22 protein-coding genes are annotated in these 23,965 nt (G+C 65.7%); 11 read left to right on the top strand and 11 right to left on the bottom strand.

Annotation, left to right across the window (positions count from 1 at the left end; translation table 11 throughout):
- Nucleotides 1–87: 87 nt before the first annotated feature.
- A complete protein-coding gene (locus AU188_RS03865) occupies nt 88–1,293 on the top strand; it encodes a CaiB/BaiF CoA transferase family protein (protein WP_286137284.1) in 1,206 nt (401 codons plus the stop codon).
- Entirely contained in the window at nt 1,290–2,519 is a 1,230-nt protein-coding gene (locus tag AU188_RS03860) for a cytochrome P450 (RefSeq protein WP_059162406.1), read from the top strand. Before AU188_RS03865 ends, AU188_RS03860 begins: the two co-directional genes overlap by 4 nt.
- Before the next feature lie 9 nt (nt 2,520–2,528).
- Here AU188_RS03860 and AU188_RS03855 read toward each other — a convergent pair whose 3' ends face one another.
- The 9 genes from AU188_RS03855 to AU188_RS03815 form a co-directional block, all read right to left on the bottom strand.
- Nucleotides 2,529–3,065 (bottom strand): hypothetical protein, encoded by a 537-nt coding sequence (locus AU188_RS03855; RefSeq protein ID WP_059162405.1) that lies wholly within the window; start codon nt 3,063–3,065, stop codon nt 2,529–2,531.
- An 86-nt stretch (nt 3,066–3,151) separates the two neighbouring features.
- The gene (locus AU188_RS03850; RefSeq protein WP_082686469.1) at nt 3,152–3,754 is read right to left on the bottom strand and encodes a TetR/AcrR family transcriptional regulator; all 603 of its coding nucleotides are present in this window, start codon (nt 3,752–3,754) and stop codon (nt 3,152–3,154) included.
- A 29-nt stretch (nt 3,755–3,783) separates the two neighbouring features.
- Nucleotides 3,784–4,956, bottom strand: a complete 1,173-nt coding sequence (locus tag AU188_RS03845) for a lipid-transfer protein (protein WP_059162403.1) — start codon at nt 4,954–4,956, stop codon at nt 3,784–3,786.
- Nucleotides 4,953–5,405, bottom strand: coding sequence for a MaoC family dehydratase (locus tag AU188_RS03840; RefSeq protein WP_059162402.1), 453 nt, complete (start codon nt 5,403–5,405; stop codon nt 4,953–4,955). Before AU188_RS03840 ends, AU188_RS03845 begins: the two co-directional genes overlap by 4 nt.
- A complete protein-coding gene (locus tag AU188_RS03835) occupies nt 5,402–6,514 on the bottom strand; it encodes an acyl-CoA dehydrogenase family protein (RefSeq protein WP_059162401.1) in 1,113 nt (370 codons plus the stop codon). Before AU188_RS03835 ends, AU188_RS03840 begins: the two co-directional genes overlap by 4 nt.
- 16 nt (nt 6,515–6,530) lie before the next feature.
- On the bottom strand, nt 6,531–6,944 hold the full coding sequence (locus AU188_RS03830) for a Zn-ribbon domain-containing OB-fold protein (RefSeq protein WP_059162400.1): 414 nt from the start codon (nt 6,942–6,944) through the stop codon (nt 6,531–6,533).
- Nucleotides 6,945–7,496 (bottom strand): FAS1-like dehydratase domain-containing protein, encoded by a 552-nt coding sequence (locus AU188_RS03825; RefSeq protein ID WP_059162399.1) that lies wholly within the window; start codon nt 7,494–7,496, stop codon nt 6,945–6,947.
- Nucleotides 7,497–7,511: 15 nt separating this feature from the next.
- A complete protein-coding gene (locus tag AU188_RS03820; RefSeq protein ID WP_059162398.1) occupies nt 7,512–8,693 on the bottom strand; it encodes an acyl-CoA dehydrogenase family protein in 1,182 nt (393 codons plus the stop codon).
- A complete protein-coding gene (locus AU188_RS03815) occupies nt 8,693–9,865 on the bottom strand; it encodes a cytochrome P450 (protein WP_059162473.1) in 1,173 nt (390 codons plus the stop codon). The genes AU188_RS03820 and AU188_RS03815 overlap by 1 nt, the downstream gene beginning before the upstream one ends.
- Before the next feature lie 280 nt (nt 9,866–10,145).
- Here AU188_RS03815 and AU188_RS03810 point away from each other — a divergent pair, with 280 nt between their 5' ends.
- The 9 genes from AU188_RS03810 to AU188_RS03770 all read left to right on the top strand — a co-directional run bounded on the left by AU188_RS03810 (nt 10,146) and on the right by AU188_RS03770 (nt 22,271).
- Nucleotides 10,146–11,603, top strand: a complete 1,458-nt coding sequence (locus AU188_RS03810) for an aldehyde dehydrogenase family protein (RefSeq protein ID WP_059162397.1) — start codon at nt 10,146–10,148, stop codon at nt 11,601–11,603.
- 112 nt (nt 11,604–11,715) lie between these two features.
- Nucleotides 11,716–14,079 (top strand): CaiB/BaiF CoA transferase family protein, encoded by a 2,364-nt coding sequence (locus tag AU188_RS03805; RefSeq protein WP_059162396.1) that lies wholly within the window; start codon nt 11,716–11,718, stop codon nt 14,077–14,079.
- A 127-nt stretch (nt 14,080–14,206) separates the two neighbouring features.
- The gene (locus tag AU188_RS03800; RefSeq protein ID WP_059162395.1) at nt 14,207–15,484 is read left to right on the top strand and encodes an MCE family protein; all 1,278 of its coding nucleotides are present in this window, start codon (nt 14,207–14,209) and stop codon (nt 15,482–15,484) included.
- A complete protein-coding gene (locus AU188_RS03795; protein ID WP_059162394.1) occupies nt 15,481–16,509 on the top strand; it encodes an MCE family protein in 1,029 nt (342 codons plus the stop codon). Before AU188_RS03800 ends, AU188_RS03795 begins: the two co-directional genes overlap by 4 nt.
- Nucleotides 16,506–17,588 carry an MCE family protein gene (locus AU188_RS03790; protein ID WP_059162393.1) on the top strand — a complete coding sequence of 361 codons (1,083 nt, stop codon included), beginning with the start codon at nt 16,506–16,508 and terminating at the stop codon, nt 17,586–17,588. The genes AU188_RS03795 and AU188_RS03790 overlap by 4 nt, the downstream gene beginning before the upstream one ends.
- On the top strand, nt 17,585–18,970 hold the full coding sequence (locus tag AU188_RS03785; RefSeq protein WP_059162392.1) for an MCE family protein: 1,386 nt from the start codon (nt 17,585–17,587) through the stop codon (nt 18,968–18,970). Before AU188_RS03790 ends, AU188_RS03785 begins: the two co-directional genes overlap by 4 nt.
- Before the next feature lie 32 nt (nt 18,971–19,002).
- On the top strand, nt 19,003–20,145 hold the full coding sequence (locus tag AU188_RS03780; protein WP_156426567.1) for an MCE family protein: 1,143 nt from the start codon (nt 19,003–19,005) through the stop codon (nt 20,143–20,145).
- Nucleotides 20,145–21,758: an MCE family protein gene (locus tag AU188_RS03775; protein WP_059162390.1), complete on the top strand. Its 1,614-nt coding sequence runs from the start codon at nt 20,145–20,147 to the stop codon at nt 21,756–21,758. The genes AU188_RS03780 and AU188_RS03775 overlap by 1 nt, the downstream gene beginning before the upstream one ends.
- A 15-nt stretch (nt 21,759–21,773) precedes the next feature.
- Nucleotides 21,774–22,271, top strand: a complete 498-nt coding sequence (locus AU188_RS03770; RefSeq protein WP_059162389.1) for an Rv2253/PknI dimerization domain-containing protein — start codon at nt 21,774–21,776, stop codon at nt 22,269–22,271.
- A gap of 22 nt (nt 22,272–22,293) precedes the next feature.
- Here AU188_RS03770 and AU188_RS03765 read toward each other — a convergent pair whose 3' ends face one another.
- Together AU188_RS03765 and AU188_RS03760 are read right to left on the bottom strand one after the other, a co-directional pair.
- A complete protein-coding gene (locus tag AU188_RS03765) occupies nt 22,294–22,761 on the bottom strand; it encodes a MaoC family dehydratase (RefSeq protein WP_059162388.1) in 468 nt (155 codons plus the stop codon).
- Entirely contained in the window at nt 22,758–23,954 is a 1,197-nt protein-coding gene (locus AU188_RS03760) for an amidohydrolase family protein (RefSeq protein WP_059162387.1), read from the bottom strand. The genes AU188_RS03765 and AU188_RS03760 overlap by 4 nt, the downstream gene beginning before the upstream one ends.
- Between the last annotated feature and the right edge of the window lie 11 nt (nt 23,955–23,965).

Raw genomic sequence — 23,965 nt, 5'->3', positions numbered from 1 at the left:
CGTTTACAAACCGATCCGATAGTGCAATTCTCAAAATTCGAAAACGCTCGTTAACGCTTGTAGGAGGACGTCATTACCGTCGACAAGGTGCTGACCGGGGTTCGGGTGCTCGAGGTCGCCGCATGGACGTTCGTGCCCTCGGCGGGTGCGGTCCTCGCCGAATGGGGAGCCGAGGTCATCAAGGTGGAACCGCGAGACGGGGGAGACCCGCAGCGTGGCCTCGTGACGATGGGGATCGTCGACGAAGGTGGTGGTTCGGTCAATTACATGATCGAGATTCCGAACCGCGGCAAGAAGTCGATCGGCGTGGACCTGAGCACACCGGGTGGTCGGGACGTCGTTCGCGAACTGGCCAAGACCTGCGATGTGTTCCTGACCAGTTATCTGCCGGAACGCCGCAAGAAGTTCGGCATCGACGTCGACGACATCCGGGCAGCGAATCCGAACATCGTGTACGTGCGCGGCTCCGGCCACGGCCCCAAAGGGCCGGACGCGGACACGCCGGGCTACGACGGGGTTTCCTACTGGGCGCGCGGCGGCATCGCCACCGTCCTCACGGAAGAACGCGACGAGCTGGTCCGCTCCCGTCCGGCATTCGGAGATCTGCTCGGCGGTATGACCATCGCCGGCGGTATCGCCGCGGCGCTGTACAAGAAGGCGACGACCGGTGAGGGGTCGGTCGTCGACGTGTCGCTGCTCGGACTCGCCGCCTGGAATCTCAGCCCCGACGTCGCGGTCAGTCAAATCCACGGTGGCAGCGCCATTCCCAAGTTCGGGCACGCGGACGCGCCCAACCCGTTGGTGGGCACGTACCGCACGAAGGACGGTCGCTACGTCCAGCTGATGATGCTGCAACTCGACAAGTTCTACGCCGAGGCGATGCGCGTGATCGGCCTGCCCGAGCTCATCGACGATCCGCGATTCGCCGATCCCGCGTCGCGGTTCGAGAACCGGGTCAGCCTGATCGCGTCGCTCGACGAGGCGTTCGCCAAGCGCACGCTGGCCGAGTGGCGCACAACGTTGGCGACGCTGTCCGGCGCATGGGGCATCGTACAGACACCGGCGGAAGTCTGCGAAGACCCCGCCGTCACCGCCAACGGCTATGTCGCGCATACCGAAACCGTCAACGGCGTGCCGTTCGCGTTGCCAACCAATCCCGTTCAGTTCGACGAGCACTCGGTCACTCCACCGGGCGCGCCCGAGCACGGCCAGCACACCGAAGAAGTATTGATGGACGCCGGAATGGACTGGCACACCATCGAAAAGCTCAAGGAGTCGGGGGCGATCCTGTGAGCGCGGCAGCACCGGAAGTGGACAACGGGTCCGTCGAATTCGACCCGTTCTCAAAGGATTTCTTCGACGGCGCCTACGACACCTACCGTCGCCTGCGCAACGAGTCGCCCGTCTATTACAACGCTAAGTGGGACTTCTGGGCGCTGACCCGCTACGCCGACGTGGCGCCCGCGACGAAGGATCACGAAACCTTCTCGTCGGCCAAGGGCGCCACGCTGGACATGGTCAAGGCCCACGACGATGCGATCCCGGTGCCCAAGGTCATCATCTCGATGGATCCGCCGGAGCATGAGAAGATGCGCAAGCTCGTCAGCAAAGTGTTCACTCCGCGCGCCATCGCCGCACTGGAAGACATGGTGCACGAGAAGGTGTACGAACGCGTGGAAGCGCTCGATCCGAAGTGCTTCGACGTGGTCGCCGACTTCTCCGCGCTGTTCCCCAACGAGGTCATCACAACCATGCTCGGCGTGCCGAAGCAGGATCGAGACCAGATCCGGCTCTGGCTGGACCTCCTTCTCGAACGTCATCCCGGTGAGATCGCCACCACCAAAGCGGGATACGAGGCGTCGATGAACACCGGCCTGTATTACTACGATCTCGTGCAGCAGCGGCGGGCAGAGCGGCAGGATGACATGATCAGCCGCCTGATCGACACCGAGATCGAGCGCGACGGGGTGGTCGACAAGCTCACCGATGTCGACATCACGGGTTTTGCGACGATGCTCGGCGGCGCAGGAGCCGAAACCGTCACCAAGCTTGTGGGCAACGCCATGGTCGCGTTCGCCGACTATCCCGAACAGTGGCGCAAACTTCGCGAGGACCGCAGCAAGATCCCCGCCGCGGTCGAGGAACTACTGCGATACGAGGCGCCGTCGCAGTATCAGGTCCGCACGGCGACACGAGACGTCAACTACTACGGCACCACGATCCCGGAGGGCGCCGCGGTATTGCTCGTCACCGGGTCGGCGACCCGCGACGAGCGGATGTTCGACGATCCCGACCGGCTGGACATCGACCGGGAGCGCAAGATGGGCTTCAATCTCGCGTTCGGCTACGGCATCCACAGCTGCCTCGGCGCGGCGCTGGCGCGGATGGAGAGCCGCATCGCGCTCGACGCGCTGCTCGACCTCATCCCCGAGTACGAGGTCGACCGCGACGGCCTGCGGCGCGTGGCGATGTCGAACGTCTGCGGCTACTCCAACGTCCCGGTGCGTAGGACGACCTGAGGCGCTTCGTCAGCCCGGAACGGTGGTGAGACGGTGAAATCCACCGTGGAACGCTTCGACGGGGCCGGCTGGTCCCGCTGTACCCACTGCCTTCATCGCGTGGTGCTTGAAAGCCCGCGCGGCAGAGCTGAGCCGATGTTCGATGTGGGATGCGGAAGCGGGTGCAGCCGACCAGTTTCCACCCCACGAGGCCACGTCGGCGCCGTGTCGCCGGGTGGCGTCGGTGACGAAGCGGCGTACCCCGCGATGCCGGACGTACATCGATGCGGCGAACACGACCGCGTCCGGCCAGTGCGGCTCGAAATCGAAGCGGGCCGGCAAACCGCGGCCGTCGACACCGAGGATCTGCAACGCCCGCGCATCGGACTCGGATTCCAGGTAGGCCTCGACGCGCCAGCCGATGCGTAGCGCGTCGACGATGAGTCCGCCGGCCGCCGAGACCGCGTCCGCCGTTCCGGGTGCGAGCACCACCAGTTTGTAGGGTGCAGCGTGGTCCCGGTCCATCTGCCCCGGCGGCTGTGCCGCCGATGCCGCGGTGAGTTTCACTGGAACCCTCCCGATAATCGCAATATCAATTAATGAGAATAATCATTGTCACACGGTCGTGCGGGGCCGGATCGGGGTCATGAGCGCTACCGCCGCCGAGTGCCGCCGTCGACGAATCCGTTCACCGCATAGGCCCGAACGAATTCGGCTACCGCGTCGTCGTTGCGCATGTCGATGGTCGGAGACGGTGTAGTGAACAGCGAGAACAACATTCGCGCGAACCACTCGGTGGCCGACGGCACGTCCAGGCCGGCGCGGACCTCTCCGGTCAGCCTCGCCGCGTTCACATAGGGTGCCAGGAAGTCCGCGCACTCCTTCAACAGGGTGCCCGCGTTCTTCGTCATCATGAGATTGACTTCGTCCTGATCGAAGTACGCTTCCGGTTCGACGACCCGACGTGCCTGGGTGACGAAGACGGCGGCGCGTACCAATCGGCCTTCCAGGGTGCTGCCGCCGTGCCGATCGATGGCTTTGGCCATGTTGCGGTAGAACCGCTGCGACGCCGCCTCCGCGCAGGCTTCGACGACGGTCTCCTTGTCCCGGAAGTACTCGTAGAACGTGCTGCGCGACACCCCGGCCGCCCGGGCGATGTCTACGATGGTGGTCTTGGCCAGCCCGCGGGTCCGGAAGCAGCGGAAAGCCGCCGAGATGATGACATCCCGGGTGTCGACCGCCACCGATTGAGTCACTTCAGACGCCACCGCACGACATTAACTTCTCAACGGTCGGGCGCCAGGATGAGGCCGCTGGTCGGAACGCCGGTGCCCGACGTCACGAGGACGTGCTCGACGTTGTCGACCTGGTTGTATGACGTGCCGCGGATCTGGCGGACGCCTTCGGTGATGCCGTTCATCCCGTGGATGTAGGCCTCGCCGAGCAAGCCGCCGTTGGTGTTGATCGGCATTCGACCGCCCAGCGAAAGTTCGTCGACCGACACGTAGTCCTTGGCCTCGCCCCGTCCACAGAATCCGAGTTCCTCGAGCTGGGTGAACACGAACGGGGTGAAGTGGTCGTAGAGGAATGCGGTCGAGATGTCGTCGGGTTTCAATCCGGAGTCGCGCCAGAGCTTGTTGCCGACCACCCCCATCTCGGGCAGCCCGGTGATGTCGTCCCGGTAGTAACTGGTCATCACTTCACCGTCGTACGCCGCACCCTGGGCCGCCGCGCTGATGACGGCCGGTGGCTTGGCCAGGTCGCGCGCCCGCTCGACACTCGTCACCACCATCGCCACGCCGCCGTCGCTCTCCTGACAGCAGTCGAGCAGACGCAGCACCGGCTCGATGATCCAGCGCGACTGCTGGTGGGCTTCGATGGTGATCGGCTTCTCGTAGAACCAGGCATCGGGGTTCTTGGCCGCATGCTTGCGATCGATCACTGAGATCTTGCCGAAATCGGCGTTGGTGACGCCGTAGGTGGTCATGTAGCGCTGGGCATGCAGGGCGACCCAGGCCGCCGGGGTCATGAATCCGAACGGCGCATACGGAGCCATCCACAACGGGGTGACACCGGGTTGGCGTCCGGCTCCGCCGAACCGGAACCCGGAGCGCTCGTTGAACGCTCGGTAGCAGACCACGGCCTCGGCGGCGCCCGTCGCGACGGCCATGGCGGCCTGCATCACGGTGCCCGCGGCTGCCCCGCCGCCGTGCGGAACCCGGGTGAAGAAACTGAGGTTCCCGATGCCGACGTTGCGGGCGACCTCGATTTCCTCGTTCTCGTCGACGGTGAACGTCACCATGCCGTCGATGTCCTTGGGGCGCAGGCCCGCATCGTCGATGGCTGCCTTGACCGCTTCGCAGGCCAACTGCATTTCGGTGCGGCCGGACTCCTTTGAGAACTCGGTCTGGCCGATGCCGACGAGCGCGGCCTTGCCGCCGATGCCGTTGCGGGTCACAAGTCGACGCCCTCGAGCAGGCTCAGCACCGCGGTGCCCGTCACGTGATCGCCGAGGCTGTTGGTGCCCTTGAAGGTGACCTCGATGAGGCCTTCGCCGTTCGCGGAGGACTTGTCGGTGACGCTGCCCTCGAACCGCAGTGCGTCGTTCGGATACGCGGGGACGCCGAGCCGAATCGAGAGTTTCTTGACCATCGCCTCGGGTCCCGCCCAGTCGTGCAGGAACCTCACACACAGCCCATTGGTCGTCAGGATGTTGAGGAAGATGTCCTTGGAGCCTTGGGAATTGGCGAAGTCGCGGTCATGGTGCACGGGCATGTAGTCGCGGGACGCGATGGCGCCGGCCACGATCAGGGTGGTCGTGACGGGTACGTCCATCGGCGTCACCTCGTCGCCGACGTTGACGCTGTTCCATGCCCGTGTCTCAGTGCGTCCGAGTGTCGAGGTCATCGGTTGGTTCCTTCCGCGTAGGCGTTGCCGAGCCGGGCCAGCTGCTGAGATGCCGATCCGAGCGTGAGTTCGATCTGCTTGGCCCACAAGAAATAGCGGGACAGGGGATAGGTGACGTCGATGCCCATGCCGCCGTGTACCTGTTGGGCGGACGCGGTGACGCGCGCCCCGGCCTCGGCGGCCCAGAACTTGGCGATCGCCGCTTCCCGCTCGGCGGGTCTGCCCTCCGCGATCAGCCAGGCCGCATGCCAGGTGGTCCAGCGGATCGCTTCAGTGTCGATGAATGCATCGGCAAGGCGCTGCTGCACGGCCTGGAACGACCCGATGGGACGCCCGAACTGCTCGCGCTCGCTGGTGTAGGACGCGGCCAGTTTCAGTGCCCGTTCGGTCACACCGATCTGCATCGCGCACAACCCCACCAGCGCCCTGGTGTACAGCGCGCGGACGACGTCGGCCCCGGCATGTTCGGTGAGCCGCCATCCGACGGCGTCCGTGAGTTCGACGTCGGCGAAGGGCTCGCCGTTGGTGGTCGCCGTCGGCGTCACATCCACTCCGCCGCAACCGGTTTCGACGACGAACAACCCGGGTCCATCGTCGGCCTTGGCCGAGACGACGATGGCCGCGGCGAGTTGGGCGGCGGGCACCAGCTCCTTGGTGCCGCTGAGCCGCCAGGTGACACCATCGGCGCGCGCGGTGGTCCGCGGTGCGGCCGGGTCGGAGCTTCCAGGTTCGGCCAGCGCCGCGGTCAACAGGGTGCTGCCCTCGACCACCCCGGGTAAGAACCGCTGCTGCAGATCGGAATCGCCGTGCCGGGCAATGGTATCGGCGCCCAGGGCGAGCGTCGCGTACACCGGGACCGGCGCGACGCTGTACCCGACCTCGCTGAGCAGCACACCGAGTTCGAGGAACCCGCCGCCCGTGCCGCCGACCGATTCGGGGAGCCCGATCCCCAGCAGGTCGGCCGACGCCAACTCGGCCCACAGGGCGGCGTCGTAACGTAGGCCGCTCGATTCCAGCTCGGTCAGATTTTCCGGTGTCGCACGGTGCTCGAACAGCTGGCGGGCGACCTTGGCGACCGTCTCCTGCTCGTCGCTGAAGGTGAAATCCATTCGTCGTTCCCTCTACTCAGTGGGCCGGCCGAAATTGGTGCAGCACCAGCTCTTCCCCGCTGGGAAGGGCCTCGAAGGTTTCGTAGAAGACCTCGACGGGCATCCCGACCTCGATCGCTCCAGGCTCGATATCGCACAGGTTCGACACGACGCGCACACCCTCGTCGAGCTCGATAAGCGCGACGACGTAGGGGTATTGCAGGAAGGGCAGCGGCGGGTACTGCGGCATCACGAAGCTGTAAACGGTGCCGCGTCCGGTGGACACCACATAGTCCCAGTTCAGCGATTGGCAGTTACCGCACATCGGCCGCGGCGGAACCCGCAGCGTCTTGCAGTCCGTGCAGCGCTGGATGCGAAGCTCGTTGTCCTTCAGCCCCGACCAGAAGAACTCGGTGTCCGGGCTGATTGAAGGGGCGAGTCTGCTGGCCATTCAGTTCCCCGTCTTGAATCGCAGGGTGCGGAACCATTGGCGCCCGATGACGTCGCCGTTCTGATCCCGGTACGTGGTGACCCATGTGACGAAGAAGCCGGTGCCCATCGCCGTCTTCTTCTCATCCGAAATCGACTCGAAGACCGTCTCCGCGGTGATCTGGTCTCCGACGCGGGGATAGCGCTCGATCTCGAATTCGGAGTTCGTCGCGATGATGCCGGTGTAGCCGGCATCGGCGAGGAACTGCAGCGGGTTGGTCTTGATCTCGATCGGCACCCCGCCGCGCTCGTGGATGCCTTCCAGCTTCGGCGGCGGCATCGTCCAGCTCTGCAGCATCACCGGCGGCGAGACGATTCCGCCGTAGCGGGAATTCTCCGCGAACTCGGGATCCAGGTAGGCCGGGTTCATATCGCCCAGTGCGTACGCCCAGTGCCGGATCATCGCGGCGTTCACCGGATCGGGCGCATGCACCCGCTTGCCGACGCCGTCGGTGGGGGTGCCGATGAGCGCATCGAGGCGCTCGCGCAGTTCGTCTTTGGCTGTGTCGGTCACTGCTGGATTCCTTTCTCACGACGCTCGCATGTCGCGGGGTGCGCGGGGCATCCCGAGGCCGGCCATGGCGATGATGTCGCGTTGCAGTTCGTTCGCACCGCCACCGAAGGTGTTGATGACGGCCAGCCGGTAGGCACTCTCGAGTTCGCCTTTCACGGGCGCGGTGGCGCCCTTTCGGGTACCGGCCTGCCCGACGACGTCGAGCAGTTCGCGGGCCACCTGCTGGGTGAGCTCGGTGCCGAAAACCTTTGCCGCCGAAGCCTCTCCCATGCCGAGCCCACCGGTACTCATGTTGGTGTTGACCCGCAGGTTGAGCAGTCGGTAGGCGGCCACCTGCGCCTCGACGCGCGCAAGGGCCTGCTGCACCCAGGGCTGGTCGATGACGCGGCCGTCGTCGAGCGGCGTGGTCCTGGCCCATTCCAAGGTCTTGGCGAACAACGGCTCCAGCGCGCCGAGATTGCCCAGTGCGGCGCGCTCGAGGTTCAGCTGGTTGGTGACCAGCTTCCAGCCTTGGTTCTCGCCGAGCACGATGGCGCTCTCGGGTACCCGCACGTCGTCGTAAAACGTGTAGTAGGTCGACACTCCCGGCATGGTGTGCAGGGGTTTCCACGAGAAGCCGGGCGAGTCGGTGGGCACGATGAACACCGTGATGCCCTTGTGTTTCTTGGCTTCTGGATCGGTTCGTGCCGCCAGCCAGATGTAGTCGGCGAACTCCGCGCCGCTGGTGAACATCTTGGACCCGTTGATGACGAACTCGTTACCGTCGCGCACGGCCGTCGTCCGCAACGACGCCAGGTCGCTGCCCGCACCGGGTTCGGAGTACCCGATCGCGAAGTCGACGGTGCCTTGGAGTATCGCGGGAAGGAACTTCTGCTTCTGTTCCTCGGTGCCGTACTGGATGAGGGTGGGGCCGACCGTGTTCAGCGTGATCATCGGCAACGGCGCGTTCACCCGACGCGCCTCCTCGTTAAAGATGTACTGCTCCAACGCGGTCAGCCCGCGCCCGCCGTACTCGACGGGCCACGCGACGCCCAGCAGGCCGGCTTCGCCGAGCGCCCGCCTGCACTCGGTCATCGCGGCACCGCCCTCCATCAGGCCCGCGACGGCGGCGCGCCGCTCGGGGGTCATCACGGTCTCCAGCCGCTCCCGGAATTCCTCGCGGAGCTGTTTCTGCTCCGGGGTGTAGTCGAAGTCCATCAGGCGCTCGCTCCCAGACGCACCGGCATGCGTTTGACACCCGGCACCATGGTGGCGCGCAGCCGGGTCACGTCACCGGTCAGTTCGATGCTCGGGTAGGTGCCGAGAAGCACCTCGAACATGATCCTGGCCTCCAGCCGGGCCAGCTGCGCACCGAGGCAGGCGTGCTCGCCGGCACCGAAGGCGATGTGCGGGTTCGGGTTTCGGGTGATATCGAACGCCTCACTGGTCGGGCCGAAGATTTCGGCGTCCCGGTTGGCCGCGCCGTAGAGCATGACGACGGTTTCGCCCGCCTTGATCTGCTGGCCGCGAATCTCGATGTCCTGTGTCGCCTCCCGCGCCATGTGGGTGACCGGACTGGTGAAGCGCAACATCTCTTCGACCGCGAGCGGCAGCAGGTCCGGTTTCGAGCGCAGCAGCGCGAACTGATCCGGATGGTCCAGCAGGGTCAGTGTGCCGAGCGCGATGAGGTTGCGCGTCGTCTCGTTACCGGCGACCAGCAGCAGGAACGAGAAGTTCAGCAGATCCTCGTCGGTGAGGCGTTCACCGTCGACTTCGGCGGCTGCGAGGATCGACAGCAAGTCGTCCTGGCCGGTGACCTCTCCGGACCGGCGTGCGGCGATGAGCGCGGTGAAGTATTCATACAGCTCACCGAGTGCCACCAGGTGATCCAGCTCGATGTCCGGGTCCGCGGTGCCGACCGCGGCGTCCGACCAGGCGCGAAACCTCTCCCAATCCTCGGGCGGCGCGCCGAGCATCTCGGCAATCATCCGGGTGGGCAGGGGAGCCGCGATCTCTTCGGCGAACTCGTATTCCCGCGCCGGGTCCACGCTGTCGAGGATGCCGTTTACTATCTCGCGGACCTTCGGCTCCAGCAAAGTGACCTGACGGCGGGTGAAGCCGGAATTGATCAGCTTGCGGAGCTGACGGTGTCGCGGCGGATCGGTGAAGATCAGGTTGCCTTCCTGGATGGGTTCAGGCTGGCTGGGATCCGGGATCGTGATCCCCTTGGTCGATGAGAACAAGTGCGGATGGCCCGAGACGAAGCGGATGTCCTCGTACTTGGTCAGCGCCCAGAAATTCGTCACGTCGTTCCACACCACGGGGGTGGTGTCGCGCAGTTCCCGATAGACCGGGTACGGGTCGCCCGCATAGAAGTCCGGGGAGTGCAACGGGTACGCGGACGTGGGTCGCGACGTGGATTCAGTGGGCACCGCGGGGTCTCCTCAACGCATCGGCCATCGGACAAATACCTCCGCACTGTCCGGTGGTTCTGTGTCTACCCCACGCGCGACCGGCGTGTCAACCATCATCTACGCAGGATAATTGGCATGTCCGTTGACTGGGCGGCATTGCGCGGTGTACACACGAGGCACAGATGTCGGACAGCTCGCGCCTGAGTGGGACGGTCGGTCACCCTCAGTCGGACAACCAGGAAGGTCCAGTGATCTGATGGCCGCGTCCAACCTCATCGACAACTATGACCTCTTCATCAACGGCAGTTGGGCGGTCCCCGACAGCGGCCGGTACGACGTGATCGATCCGGCCACCGGCGCGGCCCTCGCGTCCGCGCCGGACGCCGGGGTGGCGCAGGTCGAACAGGCCATCGCCGCTGCGCGATCCGCGTTCGACGATGGGCCATGGGCGGCGGCGGCGCCGGAGGAGCGGTCGGAGTGTCTGCAGCAGCTCAGCGATGCGCTGCTCGCTCATGGCGATGAGATCTACGCGCTCGCGCAGGCGGAGTGGGGCTGCACAGCAAACGAACGGCTGATTCACGTCGACGGACCCGCGTTCATGGCGGGGCACGCCGCAGAACTCGCGCTGGAACCGGCGGAGGCGCCCATGGATGCCTGGGGCGCGGCGGGCACGACGCTGTTGCGGTACGAGCCCCTCGGCGTGGTCGCGGTCATGACGCCGTGGAACTTCCCGCACACCCTCAACGTGATGAAGGTGGGCGCGGCGCTTGCCGCTGGCAACACGCTGGTGCTCAAGCCCTCGCCGCTCACTCCCTTGGCGGGTTTGGCGCTGGCCCGGATCATCAAGGAGGAGACCGACATTCCGCCGGGAGTCGTCAACGTCGTCACTCCCACCGGACTCGACGCCAGCAAGGCCCTGACCCTCGACCCACGGGTGGACATGGTCAGCTTCACCGGCAGCTCGTCGGTGGGCCGTGAGGTGATGGCCGGTGCGGCGGGGACGATGAAGCGCATCCTGCTGGAATGCGGCGGCAAGTCGGCCACCGTGCTGCTCGACGATGTCGAGCTGACCGATGAGCTGTTCGAGCGACTGCTGTTCGAAGGATGCACGCTGCACGCGGGACAGGCGTGCATCCTCAACAGTCGGTTGGTGGTGCCCGAAGGACTTCACGACGAGGTCGTCGCCCGGCTCACCGACCTCGCGCGCGCGGTGACTGTCGGCAATCCCGCGGACGATGGGGTGACCATGGGCCCGCTGATCAGCAGCCAGCATCTGGAGCGAGTGGAAGGTTTCGTCCGGCGTGCCGAATCCGACGGCGCGAAGGTGGTGACGGGCGGCGGGCGTCCCGAAAACCATTTGGGTGGATTTTTTTTCGAGCCGACGATCCTGACCGACACCAGCGCCGATTCGTACATCGCGCAGGAGGAGGTTTTCGGTCCGGTGCTGACGGTCCTGCGCCATCGCGGTGACGACGACGCCGTGGCCATCGCCAACAACTCCGCGTACGGGCTCGGCGGTGCGGTCTGGGGTACCGATGTCGACCGGGCGGTGGCGATCGCGCGCCGCATCAGAACGGGTCAGGTCTCGATCAACGGCACCATCCCCGGCGACGCGCCCTTCGGCGGCTTCAAGCAGAGCGGCATCGGCCGTGAGGGCGGGGTGATGGGGTTGCGCGCCTATATGGAACCCAAGGCGATCGGGGTTCCGGCGTGAGCCCCGAAGGCGACGACGCGCGAGCATCGCTGGGCCCACGCCCGAAGGGCAGGGGACGAGTACCGCAGGAACGAGGAACGCAGCGAGGAGCGCAGCGGGGAGGAGTCGAGGCGTGAGTGACGCGCTGGCCGGACTGCGTGTCGTCGAACTGGGCAGCGACATCGCGGCGCCGTATTGCACCAAGCTGCTGACCGACCTCGGCGCCGATGTGTGCAAGATCGAGCCGCCGGCGGGTGACCCGCTACGGAACTGGGGTCCCGGCGGTGGGTTGTTCGAGTATCTGAACGCCGGAAAGAGCGGCCTGACAGTCGATCTCGGGACGGCATCGGGTCTGTCGCAAGCTCACGAGCTGATCGCGCAGGCCGATCTGCTGGTCGAGGATCTGCCTGCCGGTTCGGCCGTCCGGTTCGACTGGGGACTCGACCGCGAGGCCCTGCAGCGGATCAACCGCGACCTCGTCGTCGTCAGGGTCTCCGACTACGGCCAGGAAGGCCCCCGGCGCGATCTGCCGTCGACGCCGCTGACGCTGCAGGCGGCGTCGGGATGGGTCAACACCCGGGAGTTCGGCCGGCCGCCGGTGCAGGCCGGCGCGCGCATACCCGAGTACATCGCGGGGAGTTACGCGGCGCTCGCGGCGCTGACCGCCCTGCGTGTCGCGGATGCGGAAAGGGGCCGGGTCGTGGAAGCCGACGTGTCGGCGTTTGAGTCACTGCTGAGCACGTTGCCGTATCCGATGCTGATGGCCGAGCGGCTGAAAAGCATGGGCTTGCCGACCAATTCGAAGGCCGCGCCGATGCTGGGCATCGTCAGGGCCGCCGACGGCTGGATCGGCATCAACTGCCTGACCGGGCAGCACTGGCTCGATGTCTGTGCCATGGTCGGCCTGCCGGAGTTCGGCGAACATCAACTCGCCATCATGCTGGGCGGTCCGGAGCGCGACGAGTTCTTCGCGAAGGCGCAGCCCTGGCTGGACTCGATGCCGGTGGCCGACCTGGTCGAGTTGAGTCAGGCCATGCGGATTCCGGCCGCCCCGATCAACGACGGATCCACGATCGTGGACTGCCCGCAGTACCGGGACCGCGGCTTCTTCGTCGACGGCGGCCCCGAGGCCGCGCGGTTCCGCAGGCCGGGCGCGCCGTTCCGGTTGTCGAAGACGCCGGTGCCCGCGCCGCGACCCGCGCCGCTCCTCGGTGCGGCCGACGCCGGAGAATGGGACGCCCGCAGGGAGCGCGCGACGGACGTCGGCGACGCGGAGAGCCCGTTCGCAGGCCTGAAGGTGTTCGACCTCAGTACGTTCTGGGCGGGCGCCTATCTCACCTGTTACCTGGGTGCGTTCGGCGCCGACGTCGTCAAGGTCGAGTCGATCCAGCGCCCCGACGGGCATCGGTACTCGGGCTCGCTGCTCCGCAACAGCGACGACTGGTACGAGATCGGGCCGTTGTGGCAGGGCACCAACCTCAACAAGCGCGACATCACGCTCGACCTCAGCACCGACACGGGCCGGGAACTGGCACTGCGGCTGGCGGCCGAAGCCGACGTGGTGGTCGAGAATTTCTCGCCCCGGGTGGTCGAACAATTCGGGCTGGACTACGACTCTCTCGTCAAGGCCAACCCGGGGGTGGTCATGGTCCGCATGCCTGGCTTCGGCTTGGAGGGCCCGTGGCGCGATTACGTCGGCTGGGCGTTGAACATCGAACAGCTGGCCGGGATGTCCGCGGTCACCGGGTACGCCGACGGTCCGCCGTGCAATCTGCAGGGTCCCGCCGATCCGATCGCCGGTGTGCACGCGACGGTGGCTTTGCTCGCCGCGCTCGAACACCGACGCCGTACGGGCGAGGGTCAACTGATCGAGGTGGCGCAGATCGAGGTCGGCGCCGCGGTCACGGCCGAACCGGTCATCGAGTATTCGATGACCAAACGCGTGCGCGAACGTGAGGGCAACCGGCACCGCCATTACGCGCAAGGCGTCTACCGCGCGCAGGGCGACGACGATTGGGTCGCCGTCTCGGTGCGGGACGACACTGACTGGGCCGCCGTCACCGAGGTCATCGATCGGCCAGAACTGCGCGATGATCCGCGATTCGTCACCGCCGACGCACGATTGCAGCACCACGACGAGTTCGACGAGGTGATCGCCGATTACACAGCGGCGCGAGACGCCGAGGAGGCCGCCGAGGCGCTGCTCCGACACGGCGTACCCGCGCAGCGACTGATGACGGGCGACCGGATGTACGACGTCGACCAACTCGAGGCGCGGGGATTCTACGAAGACCTCGACCACCGGATCGCGGGCCGGCAACGCTTCCCGGGTTGGCCCTTCCGCATCTCGCCGGGCCCGTCGCGGCACCACCATGCCCCATCGCCGACGCTCGGTCAGCACAACGACCAGGTGCTCGGCGCGCTTGGTCTGACGGCAGAGGAAATTTCGGCCCTGCGTGAGCAGCGCGTCATCGGCGAGCGACTCCTGAACGCTTAGCTGTCGTTTCGGTGTTGGACAGACGCGAGTGCTGTACAGTCTGCCCACGGGATGAAAATGGTGATTCTCAATCGCCGCCAACAGGACTCTCCAAAGAGAGAGTCGGTATTTGCAAGGGGACGCATCGATGATGCGCGACGCTGGGCCAGGACCGATGCACCGGTCGGAGACCGCCACCGCGGCGGCTCCCGTGGCGGCGACGCCGGGTCGCAGTTTCGGTGCGGCCGGCTACAAGAGGCCCGCAATGGGCCTGCTGACGATCGCGGTGATCGTGATGGTCTTCGCGTTCGCGGTACAACTGTTTCGCGGCGAACTGTTCACCGACACCGTCCCCGTCACCGTGGTGGCCGAGCGAGCAGGGCTCGTCATGAACGCGCAAGCCAAGGTCAAGATGCGCGACGTCGAGGTCGGCAGGGTGTCGTCGATCGAGGAAATGCCGGACGGCAGGGCCGTCATCCATTTGGCGATCGATGCCGCCGAGATCGGCTCGATTCCGGAGAACGTCGGTGTAAACGTCGCTGCGAGTACGGTCTTCGGCGCCAAGTACGTCCAGTTGGTGCCGCCGGCTGAGTCCTCGCGGGGGCCGCTGCGCGCAGGCCAGACGGTCGCCGCCGAACACGTCACCGTCGAGATCAACACGCTTTTCCAGAAACTCAACACCCTGGTTTCGGCCATCGAGCCGACGAAGCTGAACACCACGCTCACCGCCCTGGCAACGGGGCTGAGCGGTCGCGGAGACAAGCTGGGCCAAGCCATCACGGACATGAACAGTGCTCTCGCCGAACTCGATCCCAGCCTGCCGAACCTGAGCCACGACTTGTCCGTGGCGCCGACGGTCCTGAACGCGTTCGCCGACGTCGCACCCGACTTGATGCATGTTCTCGAGAACTCGAGCAAGCTGAGCGGCACAGTCGTCGACCAACAGGCGAACCTCGACCGTTTTCTGGTGAGCGTCATCGGTGTCGCGGGCACCGGTAACGACGTCGTCGGCGGGAACCGACAGGGCCTCACCGACACGTTGCGGCTGCTGGTTCCGACCACCGATCTGCTCAACGAGTACCACCCGGCGCTGAACTGCCTTCTGTCCGGGTTGATCCCGCTGGTGAAAGCACCACCGTTGCGGCTTCCTGGCGCCGAGGTCAGCACCGGTTTCACCTGGGGTGTGGAGCGGTACCGCTACCCACAGGACCTTCCGAAGGTCGGCGCCAAGGGTGGGCCGCAATGCGCGGGTCTGCCAGTCCAGTTCGAGAAGAGGCCGCCCTATCTGGTTGCCGACACGGGCGCCAATCCCTATCGGTACGGCAACTCCGGCATCGTCCTCAACGCCGACGGAATCAAACAACTGCTGTTCGGTCCGATCGACGGGCCGCCGCGCAACTCGATGCAGATCGGGCAGCCGGGATGACGGGGATGCGAGCGACGTTCGCGAAGTTCACAATCTTCGCAGTCATCATGTCCCTGTTGACCGGGATCCTGCTGGTGATCTTCAGCGAACATCGTGGCGGCGAATCCAATGAGTACTCGGCGATGTTTGACGACGCGTCCGGTCTGAAGGTCGGCGATTCGGTTCGCGCGGCGGGCCTGCGGGTCGGCACCGTGACGAGTGTCGAGCTGAAACCGGACAAGACCGTCGCCGTCGGCTTCGACGCCGACCGCACCGTAGCGCTGACCACCGGTACCCGGGCCGCGGTGCGTTATCTGAACCTGGTCGGCGACCGGTACCTGGAACTGGTCGACCAACCCGGCTCCAGCAGACTGCTGCCCGCGGGTAGCCAGCTTCCCGTCGACCATACCTCTGCCGCATTGGATCTCGATGTTCTGCTCGGTGGCCTTAAACCGGTCATCCTGGGCCTCAATCCAGCCGACGTCAACGCCCTCACCGGCTCGTTCATCCAGATCATGCAGGGCGAGGGCGGCACGGTGGAGTCTCTGTTCTCGCGGACGTCATCGTTCACGAATGCGTTGGCGGACAACCACCAGATCGTCGAACAACTCATCGACAATCTGAGCCGCGCGATGGCCGTCCTGGAACAGGACGGTGAGCACTTCACCGCCAACGTCGAGCGGCTGCACCAGCTGGTCGGCGAACTGTCGACCGAGCGGGAGCCAATCGGCACCGCCATCGACGGACTCGCCAATGGCACCGCATCGCTGGCCGACTTGCTGAGCGAAGCCCGGTCACCGCTCGCGGGCACCATCGTCCAATTGGGCCGACTAGCACCGAATCTGGAGGCAGGCAAGGACAGACTGGACGCCGCCCTCGGCAAGGCGCCGGAGAACTACCGCAAGCTGGCGCGCATCGGAGCCTACGGCAGCTTCCTCAACTACTACCTCTGCGGCATCCAGGTCCGCGTCAGCGACCTGCAGGGCCGTACCGCGGTGTTCCCGTGGGTCAAACAGGAAACCGGTAGGTGCGCGGAGAAACCATGATCAAATACCGCGAGTCCAACCTCGTCCGGGCCGGGATCCTCGGCGCCGTCCTTATCGTGCTGATCATCGCGGTGGGACTCCAGCCGGAGCGAATCATGAATTGGGCGACCGATATTCGTTACCAAGCGCTTTTCGCAGAAGCCGGCGGGCTGACCCCCGGCAATGAGGTGAAGGTGTCGGGTGTCAAGGTCGGATCGGTGACGGGAGTATCCCTGCAACGCGGCAAGGCGCTGGTCGACTTCACCGTGGACAGCGCGGTGGTCCTCGGCGCGGAGACCACCGCGCACATCCGGACCGGCACCCTGCTGGGCGAACGGATCCTGACCCTGGATTCCGCGGGGACCGGCTCGATGGCCGCGATGGACGTCATACCGGTTTCACGGACCGCCTCTCCGTACTCGCTGAGCGAGGCGGTCGGCGATCTCACCACCAACACCGCAGGCACCGATCTCGGTTCGCTCAATCATTCGCTGGACACGCTCACTGCCACGATCGACCAGATTGCACCACAACTGGGTCCGATGTTCGACGGCCTGTCTCGGCTGTCCAAATCGATCAACAGCCGCAACGACACGGTGGCTAACCTCCTCGAGAGCACCGGAGCCGTCACCAAGATCCTCGCCGACCGCAGTCAGCAGGTGAACCAGTTGATTCTCAACGCGAACGACCTGTTGGCGGTCCTCGTCCAACGGCGGCACGCGATCGTTGCACTGTTGAACTCGACATCGGCTCTGGCTCAACAACTGTCCGGCATCATCGCCGACAACGAGCAGGCCCTGGCGCCGACATTGGAGAAGTTGAACACGGTGATGGCGGTGCTGGAACGCAACCGCGACAACATCGCGAAGGGACTACCCGGGCTCAACAAGTATCTGTCGACACTGAGCGAGATCGTCTCCAACGGCCCGTACTACACCGCGTTCGTGCCCAACCTGATCCCCGGGCAGTTCACCCAGCCGTTCCTCGACTACCTGTTCGGGTTCCGGCGCGGAACCAACGCCGGTCAGCCGCCCGACAACGCCGGCCCGAGAGCTGAACTTCCGTTCCCGTACAACGGGATCCCGCTGGAGCCACGATGAGCGGGAGAAATCGCCTGGCGGCGCTGACGGCGGCATTGTTGATCGGACTCCTGATCGCGGGTACCGGCGTACTCGTGCGTGGGGCGTTCTTGGCGCCGAAGACGCTGACGGCCTACTTCGTGAAGGCGACGGCGATCTACCCGGGCGACCAGGTGCGGGTGGCCGGGGTGAAGGTCGGAATGATCGAGTCGATCGAACCGGACGGGGCGCAAGCGCGGGTCACCATGACCGTCGACCGTGACGTGCCGGTGCCTGCGGACGCCAGCGCGGTCATCGTGGCGCCCAATCTCATCTCGGCGCGCTACGTGGCGCTGACCCCCGCCTACGAGACGACCGGACCGACGATGCCGGACGGCGCGGTGATCCCGATCGACCGAACCGCAATACCGGTGGAGTGGAACGAGGTCAAACAACAGCTCACCCGTCTGGCGTCCGAACTGGCCGCGGGCAGCGACGTGTCGGGCACGTCGGCGGCGCGCTTCATCGACAGCGCGGCCAACGCCATGGGCGGCAACGGAGCCCGGCTCCGGACGACACTGTCGCAATTGTCGCAGGCGGGTCGCATCCTCGCGGACGGCAGCGGGGACATCGTCGAGATCATCAAGAGCCTGGCGACATTCATCGGAACGCTTCGTGACAGCAACACCCAGATCGTGCAGTTTCAGGACCGGTTCGCGACGCTCACGAGCATCCTCGACGGAAGCCGGTCGGATCTGGATGCGGCGCTGACGAACGTCTCGGAAGTCGTCGACGACGTGCAGCGATTCGTCAAGGGCAGCCGGGGTCAGACCGTCGAACAGGTTCAGCGGCTCACGAACGTCACGCAGGTGCTCGTCGATCAGCAACGCGATCTCGAACAACTCCTGCATGTCGGGCCGACCGGAATCGCGAACACCCTCAACTTCTTCGACCCGCGTGACGGTGGCATCGTGGGGACATTTGCCTTCGCGAACTTCGCGAATCCCATGCAGCTGATCTGCGGATCGATCGGCGCGATCGAGAACGTCACCGCCGCGGAGAGCGCGAAGCTGTGCGCCGACTATCTGGGCCCGGCGTTGAGCACGATGAACTTCAACTACCTGCCGTTGCCGGTGAATCCGTTCCTCGCCGCGGTGCCGCCGCCCCAGAACTACATCTACACGGAACCGGAACTGGGGCCAGGCGGGCCAGGCCCGGAGCCGGGGCCGCCGGAGATGCCACCAGCGGTGTCGGCGTACACCGGATATCAGAACGACCAGCCGCCCCCGCCGGGCTACGTACCTCCGCCCGCACCGTTTCAGCCCAAGGATCTGCCCGGGCTGATGCTTCCGCCACCCGCCGCAACACCCGGGCCGCCGCTGCCGGCCGAGGCGCCCACACCGGAGGGGACTCCACCACCGTGACCATCTTTGGGAGCGCGAAACATTGTGTTGCGGTGGGCTTTTGCGTCGCCCTGACCGCCAGCGGCTGCAGCTTCACCGGTTTGAACTCGCTGCCTCTGCCCGGTGCGGTCGGGCGGGGTCCCGATGCCGCGGTGTACCACCTGGAAGTGGCCAACGTCGGGACGTTGGAGTCGAACTCGCCGGTCATGATCGACAACGTCGTGGTGGGCAGCGTGGGCACCATGAGGTTTGATGACTGGCACGCCGACGTCGAGGTGTCGGTGCGGCCTGATGTCGTCGTCCCGGCGAACGCGGTGGCAACCGTCGGGCAGACGAGCCTATTGGGTTCGATGCACATCGCGCTCGATCCGCCGGTCGACGAACCGCCGAAAGGCGTTCGGCGACCAGGCTCGACGATTCCGCTGGCGGCAACGTCGTCCTACCCGTCGACCGAGCAGACCTTGGCGTCGCTGTCGACCCTCGTCAATGGAGGTGGCCTCGGACAGATCGGTGAGATCGTGCGCAGCCTGAATTCCGCGCTGTCGGGTAACGAACCACAGGTTCGGGAGCTGTTGGAACGGTTGGACCGGTTCGTAGGGGTCTTCGACTCTCAGCGCGGGGAGGTCATCGAGGCCATGAAGGCGCTCGATCGACTCTCGGGCACGCTGGTAGCGCAACAGGAGGTGCTGTCCGCGGCGTTGCGGGACATTCCACCGGCGCTCGACGTGCTCATCGCCCAGCGGCCGAATTTCACAACGGCATTGGAACGGCTCGGTGCCTTCGGTGACACGGCCACGGCCCTGGTCAACGAGTCGGGCGCCGACCTGGTGGCCAATCTGAAGAATCTCGATCCGACGCTGAAGTCGTTGGCCGATGTCGGACCCGACCTGTCGAGAGTTCTCGGCTATCTTCCCACTGCGCCGTTCAACCAGAACATCATCGACCGCGGTGTGCGCGGCGACTACATGAACTTGTTCATCATCCTCGACTTCACCACCGCGCGCCTGAAACGGACCCTGCTGGCGGGCACACGGTGGGAGGACCAGTACGCGCAGCTGGTGCCCGCCCCAGGCGATATCGGTTACGACGCTTACTATTCCAGGAACCCGCTGGGCGCACCGATCTCGCCGCCGCCTGCCACCTACGAGGACTCGTTGCGGATCGTGCCGCCGCCACCGGCCGGAGGTGGTCGCTGATGTTCACCCGGCAGATCCGCGTTCAACTTGTCATCTTCACGATCGCGTCGATCATCGGTGTGACCGCGATGGCCTTCGGCTACCTCCAGGCGCCGGTGCTGCTCGGTCTCGGCCGAATCACCGTCACGCTGCAATTGCCCGCGGGAGGTGGACTCTACGAGTTCGCCAATGTCACCTACCGCGGGGTGAAGGTCGGCAGGGTCACAGACGTGACTCTGACCCCGACCGGAGTCAAAGCCACACTGTCGCTGGGCACTTCGCCAAAAATCCCGGCCGACCTGATCGCCGAGGTGCACAGCGTCTCGGCCGTCGGCGAACAATACGTCGACCTTCTGCCGCGCAACTCGTCGCCACCGTATCTGCACAGCGGGTCCGTCATCTCAGCGGCCACCGTGCCGCCACCGACCGGACCGATGCTCGACAAGGCCGTCACGCTGCTCGACAGCATCCCGAAGGAGCGGCTGAGCGCTCTTGTCGACGAATCGGCGAAGGCGTTCGACGACGCGGGCTACGACCTCGGCTCACTGATCGATTCGGGGGCGACGTTGGCCGAGGGTTTCGACGGAGCGTCCGGACAGAGCAGAGCCGTGGTCGATGACAGCGTGCCGCTGCTCGACGGTGCCGCCGAATCGGTGGACGCGACGCGAATGTGGGCGCGCAGCCTCGTCGGTGTCACCGATCAGTTGGTCGACGACGATCCACAGGTACGCACGTTGCTGAAGGACGGCCCGGACGCCCTCGACGAAGTCAGCCGGTTGATGAGCGACGTGAAGCCGACGCTGCCGGTACTGCTCGCCAACATGACCAGCCTGGGCAAGGTCGCGGTGACGTACAACGCTTCGCTCGAACAACTGTTGGTGCTCGTGCCGTCCTTCTTCGCGGGCCTCGGCGCGCTGTCGCACATCGCCAATGCGACCGGTCTTCCGCTGGGGAACTTCCGGGTCGGCATGGGAGACCCGCCGCCCTGCACCGTCGGCTTCCTCCCGCCGTCGCAATGGCGAAGTCCGGCCGACACCACGACGATCGACACCCCGGACGGGCTGTATTGCAAACTGCCGCAGGATTCCCCGATCGTGGTGCGTGGGCTCCGCAACTTGCCCTGTATGGCGCATCCCGGTAAACGTGCGCCGACGGTCGAAATATGCGATAGCGAAAAACCTTTCGTTCCTCTCGCACTCCGGCAGCACGCGCTGGGACCGTATCCGCTCGACCCCAATCTGATCGCCCAAGGAATCCCACCCGACGATCGGGTAACGCGAGATGACCTCCTGTACGCGCCCGTCGAAGGCACGTCGCCGCCGTCCGATGCACCGCCACAACAGGTTCCACCACCGGGGCCGGTCCCACCTTTGCTGCCGGTCGTGCCGCCACCGGTGCCGGCCCCGCCAGGGCCGGTCCCGCCGCCCGGTCAACCCCCCGCCGCGACACCCAACTCGTTCGAGATCGGACCGGGAGGCGATCCGGCTGACGGGCCCTCGATGGCGGTGACCACCTATGACCCGCGGACCGGACGCTATCTAGGCGCCGACGGGTTCGCACGCACGCAATCCGACCTGATCGAGTCTTCGACTCCCAAGCGCTGGCAGGACCTCGTGTTCTCGGTGTACAAGTAGCCGGAGGGAGCCGACATGTCCCAGATGAACCGCACGGCACTCATCGCGGTGCTGCTCGTCGTGTCGGGCACCGGGATCGTGACACCGGGAATCGCTACGGCCGATCCCGCGGAGTTCGCCCTGAACGGCACATTCACGGCGATCTCGGACGGCAACTTTGCGAAAACCAACGAACGCCGCCACAACGAGGCGACGGTCGTCAGCACCTGGACGATCACCACGTCATGCCGGACCGCGATCGACTGTTCGGGGCATATGAGCAGCGATCAGGGTTGGACCGCGGACGTCGGCTACACCGATCCGCTGTGGTACGTGACGCGCACGCTGCCGGATTGGATGAAGTGCCCCGACGGCACGACCGCGCCGGGACAGCAGACGTTCAAGTTCTTCGAGGATCAGTTCAACGAACCGATTCTGCGGGGCTGGGACAACACGCTCGGCCCCAGCGGCGCATGCGGAGTGAACAAGGCCGTCAACATCGAGATGCCGTTCAAGCTGATCCCGATCGGCTGACCGCTCGTGGCAGTAGCTGGGCTCAGCCGACCATCGCGGCGATGGTGTCGACCACGCAGGCAGGCCGGTCGGATCCCTCGACCTCCACGGTGACCCGCACCGTGGCCCTTGCGCCCTTGTCGGAGCGCTCCAGCTTGATCAGCTCGGCACCCGCGCGGATGCGTGAGTCGACCGGAACAGGCGCCGGGAACCGCAGCTTGTCGACGCCGTAGTTCACCTGCATCGACAAGCCCGTCACCTGGTAGATCTGTTGTATGAGGATCGGCACCAACGACAGCGTGAGATAGCCGTGGGCGATCGTCTTGCCGTAGGGCCCCTTTGCGGCCCTCTCGGCGTCGACGTGGATCCACTGGTGATCGCCCGTCGCCTCGGCGAACAGGTCGATCTCCTTCTGGGTGACCTGGTGCCATCCGCTGTAACCCAGGTGCTCGCCGACGTGCGCCTCGAAGCCGGCGATGCCGTTGTACTCCTTCGGCAGCGTCTGCGTCATGCCGGAACCCTGTTGAGTCCTAACTGCTGGATTGCGTTGCCGCCCATGATCTTTGCCTTCGTGGAGTCGGACAGGCCCTCGAGCCGGTCGACGAAGCTCAGCGGGTCGCCGATGCCCTCGGGGTGGGGGAAGTCGGAGCCGAACATCACGTGATCCTCGCCCATGATCTCTATGATGCCCTGGATGTCGTCCTCGAGGAACGGGTGGATGTAGACGTTGCGCTGGAAGACCTCGACGGGGTGCTCGTCGAACTCCTTCGGCATGGTCCGGTAGGCCTTGTCCAACAGCCGCAACAGGTTTCGCACCCAGCCGCTGCCGTTCTCCACCACGAGGATCTTGAGATCGGGGAAGCGGGAGAGCGCACCGTGGCAGATCAAGGCGGCCAGCGTGTCCTCCATTGCCCGGAAGCCCATCACCACTTCGCGCAGCGCGCTGGGCTTGAACGACAGATACTCGTCGCCGCCCTCCCACTCCATGAGGTGCTTCTGGTAACCGCTGTCGGCGGCGTGGAACGTCACGGGGATGCCGGCGTCGACGACCTCCTGCCAGAACGGGTCGAACTCCGGCAGGCCCATCGAGCGCGAGCCGCCGAACCGACTCGGCACGGGGGCGGGACGGACCAGGAAGGTCTTCATGCCTCGCTCGAGGCACCAGCGGAACTCCTTGATGGCCTCGTCGACCAGCGGCAGGCAGATCACCGGCGTGGCGAAGATGCGGTCCTGGTAGTTGAACGTCCAGTGCTCGTGCATCCACTCGTTGAGCGCGTGGATGATGGCGTGGGTGAGGACCACGTCGTCGGTGGTGCGCTCCTCGATCAGACTGGCGAGCGTCGGATACATGACGCACTGGTCGATGCCGAGCTCATCCATCAATTCCAGCCGAGGCGCCGGACTCTGGAAGGCGGGGATGACGTCCATCGGCTCACCGACGAACTCGCGGAAGTTCAGCCCCTCGGGGTTGTTGCCGAGGAAGTAGTCCTCGGCGCTGCCCGGCCGGGCGACCCGCGCGAACGTCGGGTTCGGGATCATGTGGCTGATGTGGTCCTTGACGACCAGCTTCGGCCTGCCGTTCACCTCCACGTAGCCGACCTTGCCCCGGTGCTGCTTGGGCAGGTACTTCGTGAGGGCGTCCGTCGTCTCGTACATGTGGTTGTCGATGTCGAAGACCGGGTACGGCAGGGACCGGGTAGACATGGAGCCGACCT

The organism is Mycobacterium sp. IS-3022 (assembly GCF_001500065.1).
GTDB lineage: Bacteria > Actinomycetota > Actinomycetes > Mycobacteriales > Mycobacteriaceae > Mycobacterium.
This window is presented reverse-complemented; position numbering and strand designations above follow the sequence as displayed.